Annotated in this window: 22 protein-coding genes; 12 read left to right on the top strand and 10 right to left on the bottom strand. The window is 25.1% G+C overall.

All coding sequences use genetic code 4. From position 1 onward, the window contains the following. Window positions 1-315: 315 nt before the first annotated feature. Together gmk and M0D11_RS03005 are read right to left on the bottom strand one after the other, a co-directional pair. Window positions 316-894, bottom strand: a complete 579-nt coding sequence (gene gmk, locus M0D11_RS03010) for a guanylate kinase (protein WP_252319969.1) — start codon at window positions 892-894, stop codon at window positions 316-318. Between the two features lie 14 nt (window positions 895-908). Then, window positions 909-1,466 carry an RsmD family RNA methyltransferase gene (locus M0D11_RS03005; RefSeq protein WP_252319967.1) on the bottom strand — a complete coding sequence of 186 codons (558 nt, stop codon included), beginning with the start codon at window positions 1,464-1,466 and terminating at the stop codon, window positions 909-911. A gap of 86 nt (window positions 1,467-1,552) precedes the next feature. Here M0D11_RS03005 and def point away from each other — a divergent pair, with 86 nt between their 5' ends. Together def and M0D11_RS02995 are read left to right on the top strand one after the other, a co-directional pair. After that, a complete protein-coding gene (gene def, locus M0D11_RS03000; protein ID WP_252319965.1) occupies window positions 1,553-2,158 on the top strand; it encodes a peptide deformylase in 606 nt (201 codons plus the stop codon). 160 nt (window positions 2,159-2,318) lie between these two features. Beyond that, a complete protein-coding gene (locus tag M0D11_RS02995; RefSeq protein ID WP_252319963.1) occupies window positions 2,319-4,031 on the top strand; it encodes a ribonuclease J in 1,713 nt (570 codons plus the stop codon). A gap of 71 nt (window positions 4,032-4,102) precedes the next feature. Here the strand turns inward: M0D11_RS02995 and M0D11_RS02990 are convergent, their stop codons facing one another. Then, on the bottom strand, window positions 4,103-4,951 hold the full coding sequence (locus M0D11_RS02990) for a hypothetical protein (RefSeq protein WP_252319961.1): 849 nt from the start codon (window positions 4,949-4,951) through the stop codon (window positions 4,103-4,105). A 387-nt stretch (window positions 4,952-5,338) separates the two neighbouring features. Between M0D11_RS02990 and M0D11_RS02985 the strand changes: the two genes are divergently transcribed. Continuing rightward, entirely contained in the window at window positions 5,339-5,959 is a 621-nt protein-coding gene (locus tag M0D11_RS02985; protein ID WP_252318950.1) for an IS1595 family transposase, read from the top strand. 463 nt (window positions 5,960-6,422) lie between these two features. Here M0D11_RS02985 and M0D11_RS02980 read toward each other — a convergent pair whose 3' ends face one another. The 3 genes from M0D11_RS02980 to M0D11_RS02970 form a co-directional block, all read right to left on the bottom strand. Further along, on the bottom strand, window positions 6,423-7,418 hold the full coding sequence (locus M0D11_RS02980; RefSeq protein WP_252319878.1) for an IS3 family transposase: 996 nt from the start codon (window positions 7,416-7,418) through the stop codon (window positions 6,423-6,425). Window positions 7,419-7,487: 69 nt separating this feature from the next. Further along, window positions 7,488-8,135 (bottom strand): ankyrin repeat domain-containing protein, encoded by a 648-nt coding sequence (locus tag M0D11_RS02975; RefSeq protein ID WP_252319959.1) that lies wholly within the window; start codon window positions 8,133-8,135, stop codon window positions 7,488-7,490. Window positions 8,136-8,182: 47 nt separating this feature from the next. After that, window positions 8,183-8,371 carry a GNAT family N-acetyltransferase gene (locus M0D11_RS02970; protein WP_252319957.1) on the bottom strand — a complete coding sequence of 63 codons (189 nt, stop codon included), beginning with the start codon at window positions 8,369-8,371 and terminating at the stop codon, window positions 8,183-8,185. 236 nt (window positions 8,372-8,607) lie between these two features. Here M0D11_RS02970 and M0D11_RS02965 point away from each other — a divergent pair, with 236 nt between their 5' ends. Next, window positions 8,608-9,030, top strand: a complete 423-nt coding sequence (locus tag M0D11_RS02965) for a hypothetical protein (RefSeq protein WP_252319955.1) — start codon at window positions 8,608-8,610, stop codon at window positions 9,028-9,030. Between the two features lie 40 nt (window positions 9,031-9,070). Here the strand turns inward: M0D11_RS02965 and M0D11_RS02960 are convergent, their stop codons facing one another. Beyond that, window positions 9,071-9,691 carry an IS1595 family transposase gene (locus tag M0D11_RS02960; protein ID WP_252318950.1) on the bottom strand — a complete coding sequence of 207 codons (621 nt, stop codon included), beginning with the start codon at window positions 9,689-9,691 and terminating at the stop codon, window positions 9,071-9,073. A 219-nt stretch (window positions 9,692-9,910) separates the two neighbouring features. Between M0D11_RS02960 and M0D11_RS02955 the strand changes: the two genes are divergently transcribed. The 8 genes from M0D11_RS02955 to M0D11_RS02920 all read left to right on the top strand — a co-directional run bounded on the left by M0D11_RS02955 (window position 9,911) and on the right by M0D11_RS02920 (window position 13,601). Then, a complete protein-coding gene (locus tag M0D11_RS02955; protein ID WP_252319953.1) occupies window positions 9,911-10,243 on the top strand; it encodes a hypothetical protein in 333 nt (110 codons plus the stop codon). 108 nt (window positions 10,244-10,351) lie between these two features. Continuing rightward, the gene (locus M0D11_RS02950; RefSeq protein WP_252319951.1) at window positions 10,352-10,492 is read left to right on the top strand and encodes a hypothetical protein; all 141 of its coding nucleotides are present in this window, start codon (window positions 10,352-10,354) and stop codon (window positions 10,490-10,492) included. A 61-nt stretch (window positions 10,493-10,553) separates the two neighbouring features. Further along, window positions 10,554-10,718 carry a hypothetical protein gene (locus M0D11_RS02945; protein ID WP_174481051.1) on the top strand — a complete coding sequence of 55 codons (165 nt, stop codon included), beginning with the start codon at window positions 10,554-10,556 and terminating at the stop codon, window positions 10,716-10,718. Window positions 10,719-10,835: 117 nt separating this feature from the next. Further along, the gene (locus tag M0D11_RS02940) at window positions 10,836-11,126 is read left to right on the top strand and encodes a SemiSWEET family sugar transporter (RefSeq protein WP_252319949.1); all 291 of its coding nucleotides are present in this window, start codon (window positions 10,836-10,838) and stop codon (window positions 11,124-11,126) included. Then, the gene (locus M0D11_RS02935) at window positions 11,119-11,424 is read left to right on the top strand and encodes a SemiSWEET family sugar transporter (protein ID WP_252319947.1); all 306 of its coding nucleotides are present in this window, start codon (window positions 11,119-11,121) and stop codon (window positions 11,422-11,424) included. The genes M0D11_RS02940 and M0D11_RS02935 overlap by 8 nt, the downstream gene beginning before the upstream one ends. A gap of 42 nt (window positions 11,425-11,466) precedes the next feature. Continuing rightward, window positions 11,467-12,180 carry a glycerol-3-phosphate 1-O-acyltransferase PlsY gene (gene plsY / locus M0D11_RS02930; protein ID WP_252319945.1) on the top strand — a complete coding sequence of 238 codons (714 nt, stop codon included), beginning with the start codon at window positions 11,467-11,469 and terminating at the stop codon, window positions 12,178-12,180. A gap of 167 nt (window positions 12,181-12,347) precedes the next feature. After that, window positions 12,348-12,614 carry a 30S ribosomal protein S15 gene (gene rpsO, locus M0D11_RS02925; RefSeq protein WP_252319942.1) on the top strand — a complete coding sequence of 89 codons (267 nt, stop codon included), beginning with the start codon at window positions 12,348-12,350 and terminating at the stop codon, window positions 12,612-12,614. A gap of 210 nt (window positions 12,615-12,824) precedes the next feature. Then, a complete protein-coding gene (locus tag M0D11_RS02920) occupies window positions 12,825-13,601 on the top strand; it encodes an ankyrin repeat domain-containing protein (protein ID WP_252319940.1) in 777 nt (258 codons plus the stop codon). Window positions 13,602-13,730: 129 nt separating this feature from the next. Here M0D11_RS02920 and M0D11_RS02915 read toward each other — a convergent pair whose 3' ends face one another. The 3 genes from M0D11_RS02915 to M0D11_RS02905 all read right to left on the bottom strand — a co-directional run. Next, window positions 13,731-13,967: a YneF family protein gene (locus tag M0D11_RS02915; protein WP_252319938.1), complete on the bottom strand. Its 237-nt coding sequence runs from the start codon at window positions 13,965-13,967 to the stop codon at window positions 13,731-13,733. Window positions 13,968-13,984: 17 nt separating this feature from the next. Further along, window positions 13,985-15,988, bottom strand: coding sequence for a transketolase (gene tkt, locus M0D11_RS02910; RefSeq protein WP_252319936.1), 2,004 nt, complete (start codon window positions 15,986-15,988; stop codon window positions 13,985-13,987). A gap of 229 nt (window positions 15,989-16,217) precedes the next feature. Continuing rightward, on the bottom strand, window positions 16,218-16,453 hold a 236-nt coding region (locus M0D11_RS02905), incomplete at its 5' end, for a hypothetical protein (RefSeq protein WP_252319934.1).

Here is a 16,453-nt window from a genome sequence, read left to right as displayed (position 1 = left end):
TTAATACAAAAACTTATTTCAACACTTTTTTTCTTTTAGCACTACTTATAATTTTTACTTTTTATTAATCCAAAAATACAAATTTTGGCTGATTCTGGTTACCAAAATTACAAAAAAATCATAAAAAACATTTTTAACATTTAAAAAGCTTATAAAAAATCTATTGCTTTAAAATTAAAGAAATAAGATTTAAAATAAACTTGATATTAAGTTTATAAAATTATTGTAATATAGTTTTCTATACCATTATATTTTTATACAAATTAACATCGTTAAATGTTTTTAATATTTAATTCTAAACTATCAAATCAAAAACTAATTAATATTATTTTTAATAATATCTGTTATTTCTTTAACAGCAATATCTAAGTCATCGTTAATAACAATATAATCATATTCATGTTGAACTTTAAATTCTTCTTTTGCTTTATTTAATCTTTTCTCAATAATTGCTTCTGACTCACTAGCACGCATACGAATTCTTTGTTCTAATTCTTGATAAGAAGGAGGCATAATAAAAATACTCATAATATCATTGCGATGTTCATAATTTTTTAAAACTTGACTAGCACCATCAACCTCAATTTCCAAAATAACGTTATAACCTTGATTTTGCAAATTTAAAACATAACTCTTATTAGTACCATAGTAATTACCAATAAAATTTGTATATTCTAAAAAATCATTACCTTTAACATGATTTAAAAAAGTTGATACATCAACAAAAAAATAATTAATGCCATCTTGTTCTTTATTACGTGGTTTTCTTGTTGTCATCGAAACTGAATATGCTAAATTTAATGATTTATCAGCAAATAATTTAGCAATAATTGCACCCTTACCAACACCACTTGGTCCAGAAAGAATAATTAATTTTCCTTTTTTTTGTGCCATTTACATTCTACTTTCTACTTTTCATAAAATTGAATTATTTTAATATATATTTTACCGTATTTTTTATTAGATACTACTTTAAAATGGAAATTTAATTGTAAATTTTCAAGTGGTACATTTGTTTCTAAAACAATTAAAGCATTATTAGCAAGTAAATTATTTTTATAAAAGAAATCAATAATTCACTGTTGACAAGTAATATTTGCAAACGGTGGATCAATAAAAACAATATCACACTGTTGTACTAGTGTTTTAGTAAAAATTTGATAATCCAAATTACTTAATTTAACTTGTTCTTGTAAATTACAAGCAAAACAATTTTGATTAATAATATTACAAGCAGCTTTATTAATATCATTTGCAAAAGCAAATATTGCCCCTCGTGATAAACTTTCAAGAAGTAAATTACCACTTCCAGCAAATAAATCAACAACAATTTTATCTTCAAAACTACAATAATTTAACATAATATTAAAAATATTTTCTTTAATTCGATTTAAGGTTGGCCGTGTTGATAAACCATCTAAAGTAATTATTTTTTTTCCTTTTAATTTTCCAGCAATAATTTTCATATTTTCTCCAAAATTTAGTTTATAATAACTTTATCATTAAATTTGATAAAAGCAAATTAGTTTAATTTATTATTTATTACAAACTGATGAAAGGATCTGCAATGTTAAAAAAATTACAAAACGAAGTACCATCAACATCTTGAATTACTGAAGATACAAAACCTAGTTTATTAAAACCTTGTGCTGATGTTATTTTACCCTTAACACCTAAAGATGAAAATATTATGAAACGTATGATTGATTGAGTAAAAGCATCACAAGATAAAGAATTTAATGCTAACAACATTTTAACCGAAGCTATTGGTATTGCTGCACCACAAATTGGAGAAAATATAAAAATGTATTATATTTTATTACCAATTCCTGATAAAAATGAAAAGATTATTTACTATGAACATGCATTAATAAATCCAAAAATCATTGGTAAAAGCGAACAAATAGCTTATTTAAAAAAAGGTGAAGGTTGTTTAAGTGTAACTAATCACCCTCATGAAGGTTTAGTTCCACGTAGTTATAAAATCAACGTTACAGGTTATGACTATTTAAAAAAGAAAAAAGTAACTTTAACTGTTAGAGGTTATGAAGCAATTGTTTTTCAACATGAGCAAGACCATTTAGAAGGAAAACTCTTTTATCATCACATTAATAAGGATAATCCTTGACTTAATGATGATAAATGGATTATGATATAAAGTAGAATGATAAACTTAAGTTTTTAAATTGTTTTATTATAGTTAAATATAATATACCAAATAAGTAATAAGTAAAAACATGATTAAATTCATTACATTTTTTTATGTTATGTTTTATGTTATTTCCTTATAATTTTAAAATGAATGAAGGAGAAAAAATATGAGTGATACACCCACAAAAAATACTATGCCAGTTAAAAAGTTCGTCACGAAAATCTTTGCACTTGGTGGGCTAGAAGAAGTTGGAAAAAATACTTATGTAATTGAACAAGATAATGAAATTATTATTATTGATGCTGGAGTAAAATTTGCTGATGCTTCTATGCCAGGAATTGAAGCAGTAATTCCTGATTATAGTTACCTAAAAGAAAATAAACATAAAATTAAAGGAATATTTATTACTCATGGTCATGAAGATCATATTGGTGGTATACCATACTTATTAAAAGAAATTAGTGATATTCCAGCTATTTATGCTCCTAACTTAGCAGCAGCTTTAATTCGTCATAAAATTAAGGACAAAGGAATAAAATCAAAAATAAAAATAAATATTGTTGATGGTAATAGTAAAATTAAAACTAACAGATTTATTATTAGTTTTTTTGCTGTTAATCATTCAATTCCTGATGCATATGGAATTTGTGTAGAAAATTCAAATGGAACTGTTGTAACAACAGGTGATTATAAATTCGATTGAACACCTTTAGGTCATAAAGCAGATATTGATAAAATGGCACAAATGGGTCAAAAAGGAGTAACATTATTTTTAGCAGATTCAACGAATGCTGAAGTACCCGGTTATACAATGACAGAAATGCTTGTTGTTAAAAGAATTAGTGAAATATTTGCTAAAGCAAAGGGCAGAATTTTAATTTCTACTTTTGCTTCTAATGTACACCGTTTACAACAAATTATTGAAGTTGCAACAAAACATAATAGAAAAGTTATTGTTGTTGGAAGAAGTTTAGAAAGAATAGTTAATGTTATTCGTCAAATGGGACATTTAAAAGTTCGTGATAGTTCATTTATTAAAGCAGAAGAAGCTAAAAAATATGATAATAATCAAATTGTTATTATTTGTACGGGTTCCCAAGGTGAACCAATGGCAGCATTATCAAGAATTGCTAATCGCGAACATCGTCAAATAAAAATTATACCCGGTGATACAGTAATATTCTCTTCATCAGCAATTCCCGGTAACCGTGCTGACGTTGAAAGAGTAGTTAATAAACTAACACGACTTAGTGCGATTGTTGAAGAAAATTCACCATTAAATTGATTGCATACTTCTGGTCATGCTTCACAAGAAGAACAAAAATTAATGTTAAATTTAATTAAACCATCATACTTTATGCCAATGCATGGTGATTATCGAATGTTAAAAGTTCATAAAGAAACAGCTGTATCAATTGGAATCCCTGAAGAAAATATATTTATTTGTGCTAACGGTGATCCAATTATTATGGATAATGGTAAATGTTCTTTAAGCGATAAACGCATTGCTGCTGATCCTATTTATGTTGATGGTGGTAAAGATATGTCTGGAGTAACAACTGCTGCAGTAATCCGTGATAGACAAATTCTTTCTAAAGATGGTTTAATTGCAATTGTTGTTTCTATTGATTCACAAAATAATAAATTATTAGCACCACCAACGTTTATTTCTCGCGGTTCTTTCTATGTTCGTGATGCAGCACCTTTAGTATCTGAAGCAATATCATTACTAACAAAAGCTATTAATGAAGTATTAAAAAGTGAAAGACCTACTTTTGCTACAATAAAAAATGCTATCAAATCAACATTAGCACCTTATATATTTAAAAAGAAAAGAAGAAACCCTTTAATTATTCCTGTTATATTAAATAAAAAATAGTTTTAAAAACTATTTTTTATTTTTTTGATATATTTTATTAAACATAATTAGCATTGAATATGATGTTATTATTAAGGGTTAACTATTAATTCTTCTCCTACAAGAATCATAACTTCACCGATTTTAAATCTAACTGTAATTTTATCATTGGCCATAAAATTACCTGTTGTTTTATCATTTTTTGTTACTAATAATTTTAGTGGTCCTTTATTTAATAATTTTTGGATTCCAAAGATTGTTTTAACATTATCTTTAGAATTATCTAACATTGAAGTCAAATCACTCTTAATTTGAAATTTACTTACTGATTGACCTACTTTAAATTCACTTTGAAAATTACTATTAAAATCTGTTTTTTTAATTGGAAAAATATCATGACCAACTACTCCATTTGGACTTGTTTTTATAACTACTTTATATTTATCAGTTTTTGTAACACCATTTGTAAATATTATATTATATGAACCTTTTACAATGTAAAAATCATTTTTGTCTGTTACTGGATTTAATTCAACATTAATATTTGAAATAATAGTAGTTACACCATTTAATTCTGTTTCATTAAAAATAGCATCTTCTAATTTTGTGCCACTATCAATTTTAATATTTAAGGCATTTTTTAAAAATTGAAAACTTTCTTCATCTTTAGCTTTTTTATCATTTTTAACCAAATTTATTACCTTAATATTAGTTGTATTGATTTTTCAGGTTACTTGTGATTTATCATTTTCATCAATATTAATAGTAGGCATTAATAATCCTTCGCCAGTAGCATTAGTCAATTTTAAACCTTGTGAAACTTTTGCATTTAATAAATTTTCTTCGAAATCTTGATTATCACATGCAATAACTGAGCTTGTGCTAACTGTAGTTAAAGCAACTGCCGACATTAATCTTAATACCGATTTTATAATATTCATATTTTTCTCCTCAATCTTTAAATCTTTTTTTACTATATCTATTATATATAATTTTTGTTATATTACATTAATTATTATTTTATTATGATTTGAGTGTTTACTTAATTAATTGTATAAATTTAATCTGTATAATTAAATGAAAATTACCTTTCGGACTTCTCCCCACATGTACTTGTGGAGGAAACAATGAAATTGAATGAGTTCAACAATACTTTTCAAACAGAACAAGATTGTTTGAAATATATAGTAAGTTTGAAGGAAAATAAATGTATCAGGTGTTATTGAACAAATTTGAATACTTCTGATTTAAGAAGAATAAGATGTTTGAAATGTCATCAAACATTTAGTATTCTTCATGGCACCATTTTTTACAAGTCACAAATACCTTTGAAATCTTGGTTTTATCTCATCTTTAGATGAATAAACACCAAACATGGAATTCCATCAACTGATGTTGCAAAAGAATTGGGGGTAACTTTGAAAACTGCTTGAAGAATGGGTCATAAAATCAGAACTTGTATTGCCAAACAAGAATCACAATTTATTGTTGAGGGCATAGTGCAAATGGATGAAATGTATCTTTCACATATGGGTTTTAAAAAACAAGGAAGATCCTTGGTGAATAAAACCTTGATTGTTGGTATTTATGAAAAAACAACCAATAAATTAATTGTGAAAGTATTGAAAAATGCAAAAAGTAAAAATCTTTTGCAGTTTGCAAGAAACCACATTTCTTCAAAGTGTCATGTACATACTGATTTTTGAAAAGGATATTGCGATTTTAAATCGGTTTTCACTAAGCATGAAACAGTCAATCATCAAGATAGCTATGTTTCAAAAACTGGTGTAAATACCAACCAAATTGAATCAGTTTGAAAACATATAAGAAGAACATTTAAAACACATATCAAAGTTGCAAAACATCATGTTCATTTATATGCAAAAGAAGCTGCATATAAATTCAATAAGATACCTAGTTTTGAAATTGTAATGCTATGTTTGATTTAAAAATGTGGGGAGAAGTCCGTAGATAGGCTTTTCTCAGCATTTATGTGATAAAATTTAAAAATAGTACATAAAGGGAGAAAAGCCTTAAATTATACAAAAAAAATTCCTATATTAAAAACAGGAATTAAAATTTTAAAGGTTATTTGGAATTTGTGTTTATTTAACAGTTTAACTTTCCAAAATAATTTACTTTTTTGATAAATATTTTTGGGAAATTTTCACTCGATATTGACATAGTTCAGTTGGATATGTCTTGGCAATAAAATTCAGCAGCATTATCTGAATGTAAAATAACGCTTTTGATTTGTTTTAAAGAAAATTGTTGTGTTATTTTTTCAAGAGCAGGTTTTATTAAATCTTTATATGATTTATTAGAAGCAGTATTATAACTAACAACATTATTTGAATAAAAATCAATAAGGGTGGTTGGCCCTAATTACTGGACCACTTTCATACTTTTTTTCTAAATTTTAATTTGTAAAATTGGTGGTTTTAGAAATTTAGAATGTATTCTTTCATAATTATAAAACATAACATATTGATTTACATCATTTATAGCTTCATTGATTGTTAAATATTGGTTTGAACCTTTGGGTAATCATTCTTGAGATAAATGTGAGAATCAGTTTTCTGATAGAACATTACCGCCAATATCATAAGGTTGCTTTTTGCTTAAGATTATTTGTTTGTCAATAGTTCAGTTGGATATGTCTTGGCAATAAAATTCAGCAGCATTATCTGAATGTAAAATAACGCTTTTGATTTGTTTTAAAGAAAATTGTTGTGTTATTTTTTCAAGAGCAGGTTTTATTAAATCTTTATATGATTTATTAGAAGCAGTATTATAACTAACAACATTATTTGAATAAAAATCAATAATTACCAAAAGGTATAATCAGCCTTCTTTAGTATTGATTTGTTTAGTATCCATTGATCAAATTTGATTAGAAGAAGTTGTGATTTTATAATTTTTGTTGACTTTATCCATTGTAGGTATTCATTTATGTGCAGTCTTTTTATTTTTACTATTATTATTTTTAGTTTGTTTTAAACCTTGGATGTTGTGATCTTTCATAATTTTTCGCATTTGTTTTGTTGATAATTCTATATTTAAGTGAATGTTTTTTTCTTGTTTTAATCATTCTTTAAATGCTGAAAAAATTCGTAAATATCCATAAATTCTACCTTTTCTTGTAGAATGAAATTCAATTAAAAATTTGCATAATTTTTGATATTTATGGTTACAATGATCAAGGTGATTTATTTCTTTTTTAATAGGTTTTTGTTTGTTTTTTAAAAAGTAATATGTTGATCTGTTTAATTGAAGATATTGAGAAAGATGTCTAATCGAATATTGATTCTTGCAATGATCAATAATTTTAATTTTTTGATTAATATTTAATTTTCTAATAAATAATTCTATTTGTTTAATTTTATCCATTAATAAAAATCCTTTCATGTCAAAATTAGTGTTAATTATATAACACAATTGTTTTTCGAATACATTCAGGTTTTTTAAATTAATGGTCTAGTAAAAAGGGCTAAGTGCCAAGTGCCTAAGTGCCAAGTGCCTAAGTGCCGCTATATCTAAATAATTAGATTTAATTGCTAATATTAAAGCAGTATTACCATTTATAGAGACATGATTAATATTAGCGCCATTTGCTAGTAAATCATTAACTATTTCTGTATATCCATTTTTAGCAGCGACTAACAAAGCAGTTTCGCCATATAGATTTTCATGATTAACATTAACATTATGTGTTAATAAATTTTTAACTATTTCCAAATTTCCATTTTCAGCACTTAAAATTAAAGCAGTATTACCAAATTGTTCCTCACAACTAAAATTAGCATTATGTTCTAATAACAGATTAACTATTTTTGTATAATTTTTTTTAGCAGCTAAGATTAAAGCAGTATTACCATTTACAGATATGTAATTAATATTAGCATTATGTGCTAATAAAACATTAACTATTTCTAGGTAACCTTTTTCAGCTGCTCACATTAAAGGCGTATAACCAGTTCTATCAATATAATCAATATTAATATCATATTTTAATATTTTATTAACTACATCTAACTTTTTATTTTTAATAGCATCTATCATTTTTGCTTCTTTGTTATTAATATTTATATTTATTCCAAATATTTCTCTAACTCACTCAAACATATTCTTTTCCTTTCATTGTTTTTTTTAAAAACAATGTATTTAAAATATTATTCTTTAAAATTTACCTTCATTATATATTTTTTCTCCATTTTACAATGTTTAATTCCAGCGTCCAAAAATATTTCAGAACAAACTTTATAACCCAAATTTTTATAAAAATTTAGTGCTTGAATTTGGGCATGAAGAGATATAACTTTAAATTGATTTTTAATTGCAACTTTTTCCATAAATTCCATTAATTTTTACTAAACATGATGATTCACCAATAAGTGACTGAGGAAGCGCATGAACACAACGTTTAAATAGCATTAATACTGCTTATTCATATATCTTTATTACAATTTTAATCGCTTTAATCGCTTTACTTTTTTATATTATTATCATTATTAAACTTTATCGTCGTCGAGCATTTCAAAGAAAATATGGTTTAACAACTCAATTTGCTAATGATTATCCAATTTATGATATTAAAATGTATCTAGGTTTTACAGTTAATTTAGCTATTGTTTTTAGTTTTTTCAATTTTCTAACAACTATCATTGTATTAATTTATGGTACTATCTTGGTATTAACTTCTTATTTCTTTTGATATATTTTAAAAATTAAAACAGAAATATTAATTATGCATAAATGATGAAAAACACCAAACTTTGCTTTATTTTTATCTGTTATTTTATTTCAAAATGGTTATACTTTATTAAAATCAATATTTTCTCAAAAGTTTAATGTTAACTTAGACTTAATTTTATCAATTATTTTACCAATTGGAACAATTACCATCTTCATTACCTTATTAATCAAAAATATGCTTAATTCACAAGTTACAGCAGTAAAAAATGCTATTAAAACAAGGCTTTTCTCCCTTTATGTACTATTTTTAAATTTTATCACATAAATGCTGAGAAAAGCCTATCTACGGACTTCTCCCCACATTTTTAAATCAAACATAGCATTACAATTTCAAAACTAGGTATCTTATTGAATTTATATGCAGCTTCTTTTGCATATAAATGAACATGATGTTTTGCAACTTTGATATGTGTTTTAAATGTTCTTCTTATATGTTTTCAAACTGATTCAATTTGGTTGGTATTTACACCAGTTTTTGAAACATAGCTATCTTGATGATTGACTGTTTCATGCTTAGTGAAAACCGATTTAAAATCGCAATATCCTTTTCAAAAATCAGTATGTACATGACACTTTGAAGAAATGTGGTTTCTTGCAAACTGCAAAAGATTTTTACTTTTTGCATTTTTCAATACTTTCACAATTAATTTATTGGTTGTTTTTTCATAAATACCAACAATCAAGGTTTTATTCACCAAGGATCTTCCTTGTTTTTTAAAACCCATATGTGAAAGATACATTTCATCCATTTGCACTATGCCCTCAACAATAAATTGTGATTCTTGTTTGGCAATACAAGTTCTGATTTTATGACCCATTCTTCAAGCAGTTTTCAAAGTTACCCCCAATTCTTTTGCAACATCAGTTGATGGAATTCCATGTTTGGTGTTTATTCATCTAAAGATGAGATAAAACCAAGATTTCAAAGGTATTTGTGACTTGTAAAAAATGGTGCCATGAAGAATACTAAATGTTTGATGACATTTCAAACATCTTATTCTTCTTAAATCAGAAGTATTCAAATTTGTTCAATAACACCTGATACATTTATTTTCCTTCAAACTTACTATATATTTCAAACAATCTTGTTCTGTTTGAAAAGTATTGTTGAACTCATTCAATTTCATTGTTTCCTCCACAAGTACATGTGGGGAGAAGTCCGTAAAACAATTGCTGCTAAAATTAGTGCTTTTCAAATTTTCTATTATACACAAAAAGAAAAATCTTTAGAAGACTACATGTTTGTTAGTCAATTGCCAACACTTGTTCGTATACCATTACAAAATAATAGCATTAACACCAAACAAGCAGTAACGCTAATGGCAACTATTGATGAAACAATAATATTTTTTAAAAAACACTTTCATAAACCAAAAGAATTAAACTATATGCTTTTTCACTTATTTAATAGAATAACTGATATTGAAGAAATTGAAGAAATCAAAAATAATATTCTTAAAATAGAAAAAAATAATTAATCAAAATTTAACAAAAAAAGTTTTAAAAATAGTTAATACCATAGAAAATAATAAAATTTGTTATAATTGAGTAGAGTAATTATGATATGAGGAAAGGAAGTTATATATATGTGACCATTTAAAAAAAGGGATAAAACTGGAGAAGCAAAAGATCAAAAAAAATGTGATGGTTGTGGGAAAATGAAAAATTCATCTGAATGTACTAAAGCAGCAGATGGTAAATGTTTGTGTAAAGATTGTGCTAAATAAATATATTAAATAAGTGTGTCATTAACACACTTATTTAATATATTTAGAAAGGAAGGATATAATGAAATGATTCAATAAAAAAAACAAAAAAACTGATGATGAATCTTTAACAAAAACTGTAAAATGTTTTGATTGCGGAATGATGTTTGAACCTTTTGACATTCTTGATACAAAAGAAGGAAAATCTTTATGTAAAAAATGTTTCATTAAAGAAGAAGAAAAATAAATTAATGATGTGTTTAGCAAAACACATTTTTTATTATTTAAAATAAAATAAATAACTATTTTCACAATATTTTATTATAATTATTATGATAAATTAAATTAATTAAAAGGAGAAAAAATGAACATTTTTATAGAAATATTGGGGTATCTTGCAGCCATTTGTATTCCTTTGGCATTCTTACCACAAACTATTAAACTAATTAAAACAAGAAATACTTCAGGTCTTTCTATTTTTTCATATAGTATCTATCAACTGGGGGGTCTTACTTTTTTAATATTTGGCATATTTCGTAATGATATTCCCATGATTACTTGTCAAACTATTACTGCTACACTAAATTTCATAATAATTGGGATTATTGTTAACAATTTAATTAAACAAAAAAATAAGGAGGAAAAAAATGTCTAATATTGCAATTGATATTATTGGATATATAGGTGCCTTTTTTATTTCAGTTGCCTTTTTACCACAAACTATTAAACTAATTAAAACTAAAAACACAAAAGGTTTATCGTTAATTTCTTATAGCATATATCAAATAGGCTTAACTTCATTCATAATTTATGCTAGTTTAATTAAAAACATTCCCTTACTAGCAGCAAATGTCTTTGGTACAGTTATTAATATCATATTATTAACATTAATAATTTATAATTTATATTATAATAATAAAGATAAAAAGAACAATTTAACTTCCAAAAAATAAAATTTTTATTAACATAATACTTGCACAAGAATGGAGAAAAAAATGGCACATATTAATCTATTAGGAACTTTTATTTTTATTATCATTGGTTATTTAATTGGCTCAATCTCACCTTCAATTATTATTAGTAAATTAAAATTTAAAACCGATGTTAGAGATTATTACTCTAAAAATGCTGGTGCTACTAATTCAACACGAGTTATGGGTGGTAAATGGGGAGCTATTATTTTAATTATTGATGGTTTTAAGCCCGCTATTCCTATTTTAATTGCATACGGTTTAACCTTTATTGATATTACTAATCCTAATTATGAAACAATGTTTAAACAAGCATATATTTATCCAACTGGTCTTGCTGCAATTATTGGTCACTGTTGACCACTATTTTATGGTTTTCGTGGTGGTAAAGGAGCTGCATCTTCATTAGGAGTACTATTAATGATTAATCCTATTTATTGCGTTATCACAATTGCTAGTTGATGATTTATTTTATATTTAAGTAGAATGTCATCTTTATCTTCAATGTTAATGATGATACTTGCTTTTATCTTATCATGAATACCGAATATACCACTGCATTCTTTTCTTTCCCAACAAGACACTCAATACTATATTGTTAATATAACTATGGCTCTAATTTGAATATTAATTATTATTCGTCATTGAGATAATTGTAAAAGAATTCTTAATCATACTGAACGTAAAGTGACTATTTTTGATAAAAAAAATAAAAAAGCAAATGAAGAAAAAAAATAAAAAATCATCTCTTTATACAAACTCAATAAAAATATTTTTTTAAAAAATACTTGTTTTATGTTTAAAATTAATGTATTATTATAGCCGTGTTGACTTAACATTGTTAATATTCTCTCCGATATTAGCTTTGCTTAAGCCGAATTATATTTAAAGGAGAGTTGTCAAATATGGAACAAATTAAACAAGATGAATTGATTAAAAAATTTCGCTTAAATGCCAAGGATACTGGTTCTTCTGCAGTTCAAATTATTAATTTAACAAAAAGAATTTTAGAATTAACAGCCCATCTACAAGTACAAAAAAAAGATATTACTGCAAAACGAAGTTTGTTAAAAATGGTAGCAAGCAGAAAACGTTTCTTAAAATACTTTAAAAAACAAGATGTTGCTACATACAATAAATTATTAACAGCACTATCACTAAAAGATAACTAATATTAAATCAGTATTTACTTATTAATACTGATTTTTTTATATACATCTAAATAATATTAAACATAGAAATAGATTTACAAATGATTTAAACAATAATAAAATTAATACTAAAAGTGTTATAATATAATTATTAATTATTATATGTTTCTAACCCATTTATTTTTTACTAAAATAAATGGGTTTTTGATTTCAAAAAGGAGGAACAAAATAATGAATGATAAAGATATTAATGGTGAAAAAATAATATCAGTTATTTTAAATTCTGTCACTTCATATCAAAATATTACATATTTTAATTATTGGGATTATATAATTAAAGAAGAAAAAATTAGTTCTGAAATAAAAAAAGAGATCAATAATTTAATAGAAAAAAATACTAATATAAATTATACAAACGAAAATGGTGATAGTCCTTTAATAGTAGCAAGTCACTATTATCAACTTATAGATTCCATTAAAATTTTAATAGAAAATGGGGCTAATATCAACCACGCAAACCAAAATGGTGATACAGCCTTGCATTTAGCTGCTAAAAATGGACTAGCACAAATAGTTAATACTTTACTAATAAATAATGCAAATATTCATTTCATAAATCAAAATGGTGATACGGCTTTGACAATCATTATTAATAATAGTTTATTTTATGATAAAAACATAAAAAATATATTAGAAAACATATTTTATCAAGAATATGAAGAATATATTACAAATAAGGCAAAAGTAGAAATTATTAAATACAGACCAGAATTTTCAAATAACTCATTATTTCATGATATTAAAGATAATATATTAATACATTTAAATACAAATAATTCAGTAAAAAATATAAAAGAAAATTTAATATTAATTGGATTAAAAATTGATAAGAAAAGAATTTTAAAAATTGAACAAAAAATAAAGAAAATATTTAAATGTAACATTAATAAATTAAATACTAATCAAGAAAAAGAAAAAAATGACAGAAAAAAATTAAACAAGAATTAAATGAAGAAAATTATCCACAAAATAAGTGATCAACAAGTGGATATATAAAACATTAAATTTATCACAAATATAATGAATAAAAATAGTTACCATAATGGTAACTATTTTACAACTTATATTTAATAAAAATTATCGTTTTTTAGTAGTACTTTGTTGACGTTTCATTGCTTGCATTACTGATTTAATTTGAGATTCAGTAGGTTTACGCCCCATTTGTAAATACATTGCACGAATCATATTTTCATTAATAGGAGGATTTTTCTGTAATTGTTTTTCGAAAATCTTCTTAGTAACAATAAAACCAACTAATCCACCAATTAACGCACTAGCAATGCCAATGATTAATACTGCTCACCAAACCATCATTATTAATTTCTCCTTACTTATTGTTTAAAAAACTTATTAATTTTATCACACACTTGATTTGATGTAAAGCCATATTTTTCTAGTACTACCTTATCAGGAGCAGAAATACCAAAAGTACTTACGCCAATAACAAAGCCATTACCTGCAACATATTTATATCAACTATCTTTAGAACCCATTTCAATAGCAACTTTTATAATATCATTAGGTAAAATTTTATTTTGATATGTTTTATCTTGTTTATCAAAAATAAAAGTAGAAGGCATTGAAACTACACGAACATTAAGTTTTTGATCGTTTCATAGTTGTTCTTGACTAGCAATAGCTAATGAAACTTCACTACCGGTAGCAATAATAATTAAATCTAAAGCTTTACTACTATTCTCTTTACTAATAATATAAGCACCTTTTTGAACTGCCTCAATATTACTATTTGCAAGTTGTGGTAAATTTTGTCTAGTAATAATAATAGCACTAGGGTTAGTTTTACTAGATAATGCCATTAAATATGCACCAATTGTTTCTTTTGTATCAGCGGGGCGAATTACATTAAAATTAGGAATAGTTCTTAACATTGTTAGTTGTTCAACTGGTTCATGGGTAGGACCATCTTCGCCAACTGCGATACTATCATGACTAAAAATAAACAAAGATGGAATTGACATTAAAGCTGCTAATCGTAATGCAGGCTTTAGATAATCACTAAACACAAGAAAAGTAGAACCAAAAGGAATTGTGCCTTGATGTAACGTCATACCGTTAACAATAGCGCCCATTGCAAATTCTCTTACTCCATAATGAATATGTCTTCCTGAATGATCAAGAGGTAGAAAGTCTTTGTCTGTTACTAATACTTTAGTTGAGCCAGCTAAATCAGCACTACCACCAATTAATGTTGGACAATGAGCTGATAAAAGTTTTAAAATATTACCAGAGTCTACTCTTGTTGCTTGTGGATTTACCCCAATAATTGAAGTTCAATCAATTTTATTTAATTGATAATCTTCATTAAAAATTTCATTTTTCAATGCTGATTTAATTTCTTTATACAATTTTGGATATAATTTTGCATATTTTTCAACTTTTTGATTTCAAACTAATTCTATTTTAGAACCATGATTAAGTGCTGTTTGTGTGAAGTAAGTAATTACTTCTTTTGGAACAGTAAATTCAGGATATTCTCAGTTTAAATTTTTAGCAACTGTTTTAATATCTTCCATTAAAGGAGAGCCATGAACACTCGGTGTTCCTTGTTTACTAGCCCCATAACCAATTATAGTTTTAATTTCAATTAAAGTTGGTTTATCACTAACTTTTGCTTTTTTAATAGCTTCAGAAATAAGTTTATCATCTTCACCATCTTCAACTTTTAAATAATTTCACTCTAATGCTTGAAGACGCATTTTTAAATTTTCTGAATATACTAATTTAACAGATGAATCTAATTGAACATCATTTGAATCATATAAAATAATTAGTTTATTTAATTTAAAATGTCCAGCAAAACTAAGTGCTTCTTGTGCAATACCTTCTTGTAAATCACCATCACCACAAATTGCATATGTATAATGATCAATAATATTAAGATCTTTTTGATTATATTTAGCACTAAGAAAACTCTCAGTAAGCGCCATTCCAACAGCATTAGCGATACCCTGACCTAATGGTCCAGTAGCCGTCTCTACTCCATAGTCTAAATGATATTCGGGATGACCAGGTGTATTACTATTTAATTGACGGAATTGTTTTATATCATTGATTGTATATTTATAACCAGCATGATGTAATATTGAATATAATAAAGCACTACCATGACCTGCTGATAAAACAAATCGATCACGATTAAATCATTTTGGATTTTTTGGATTAAAAGATAAATGATTTTTAAATAAAGAAAAAGTCATTGGTGAAGCACCTAAAACAATACCAGGATGGCCACTTTTAGCAGCATTAACTGCTTGTACTCCTAACATACGAATTGAATTAATAGTTAATTTATCTAAATTAATTTTATTTTCCATAATTTCTCCTTAAATTTTTAATAGTTATTATTTAATATAATATTAACAATATTATTAATAAAATAGGTAATTTTTTAAAAATAATTAAAAAAGTATAAATAATAATGACAAAAAATATAATTTTATTTTAACTAAATTGAATCTTTGAACAAATTAAAAAAGAAAAGGTCACCCCAAGATAAAAAAAATAATATTTCATCTTAAATAAGATAACTCTTTTCTTAATATTTTACATTTGTGATGTTCTTGGTTTATTTAAGTTTATTAATGGTAGGTTTGTTGATTCATTGTTTACTTGTTGTTTATTAAAATCTTTTCCAGATGATTTTGAAAATAATGTTGGATTTGTTTTTGGTTTTTTACTACATGATTCTGATATTTTTTTTCATTTTTGACTAATTTCTATTTCAATTTTCTTATTTTTATTAATTTTTCCAAAAGTTACTAATTTAATTAAGAAATTTA

The sequence above is a fragment of the Spiroplasma endosymbiont of Lariophagus distinguendus genome (genome assembly GCF_023846195.1).
Classification (GTDB): domain Bacteria; phylum Bacillota_I; class Bacilli_A; order Mycoplasmatales; family VBWQ01; genus Spiroplasma_E.
Note: the sequence above shows the minus strand (reverse complement) of the source record. Positions and strands in the feature narration are given on the sequence as shown.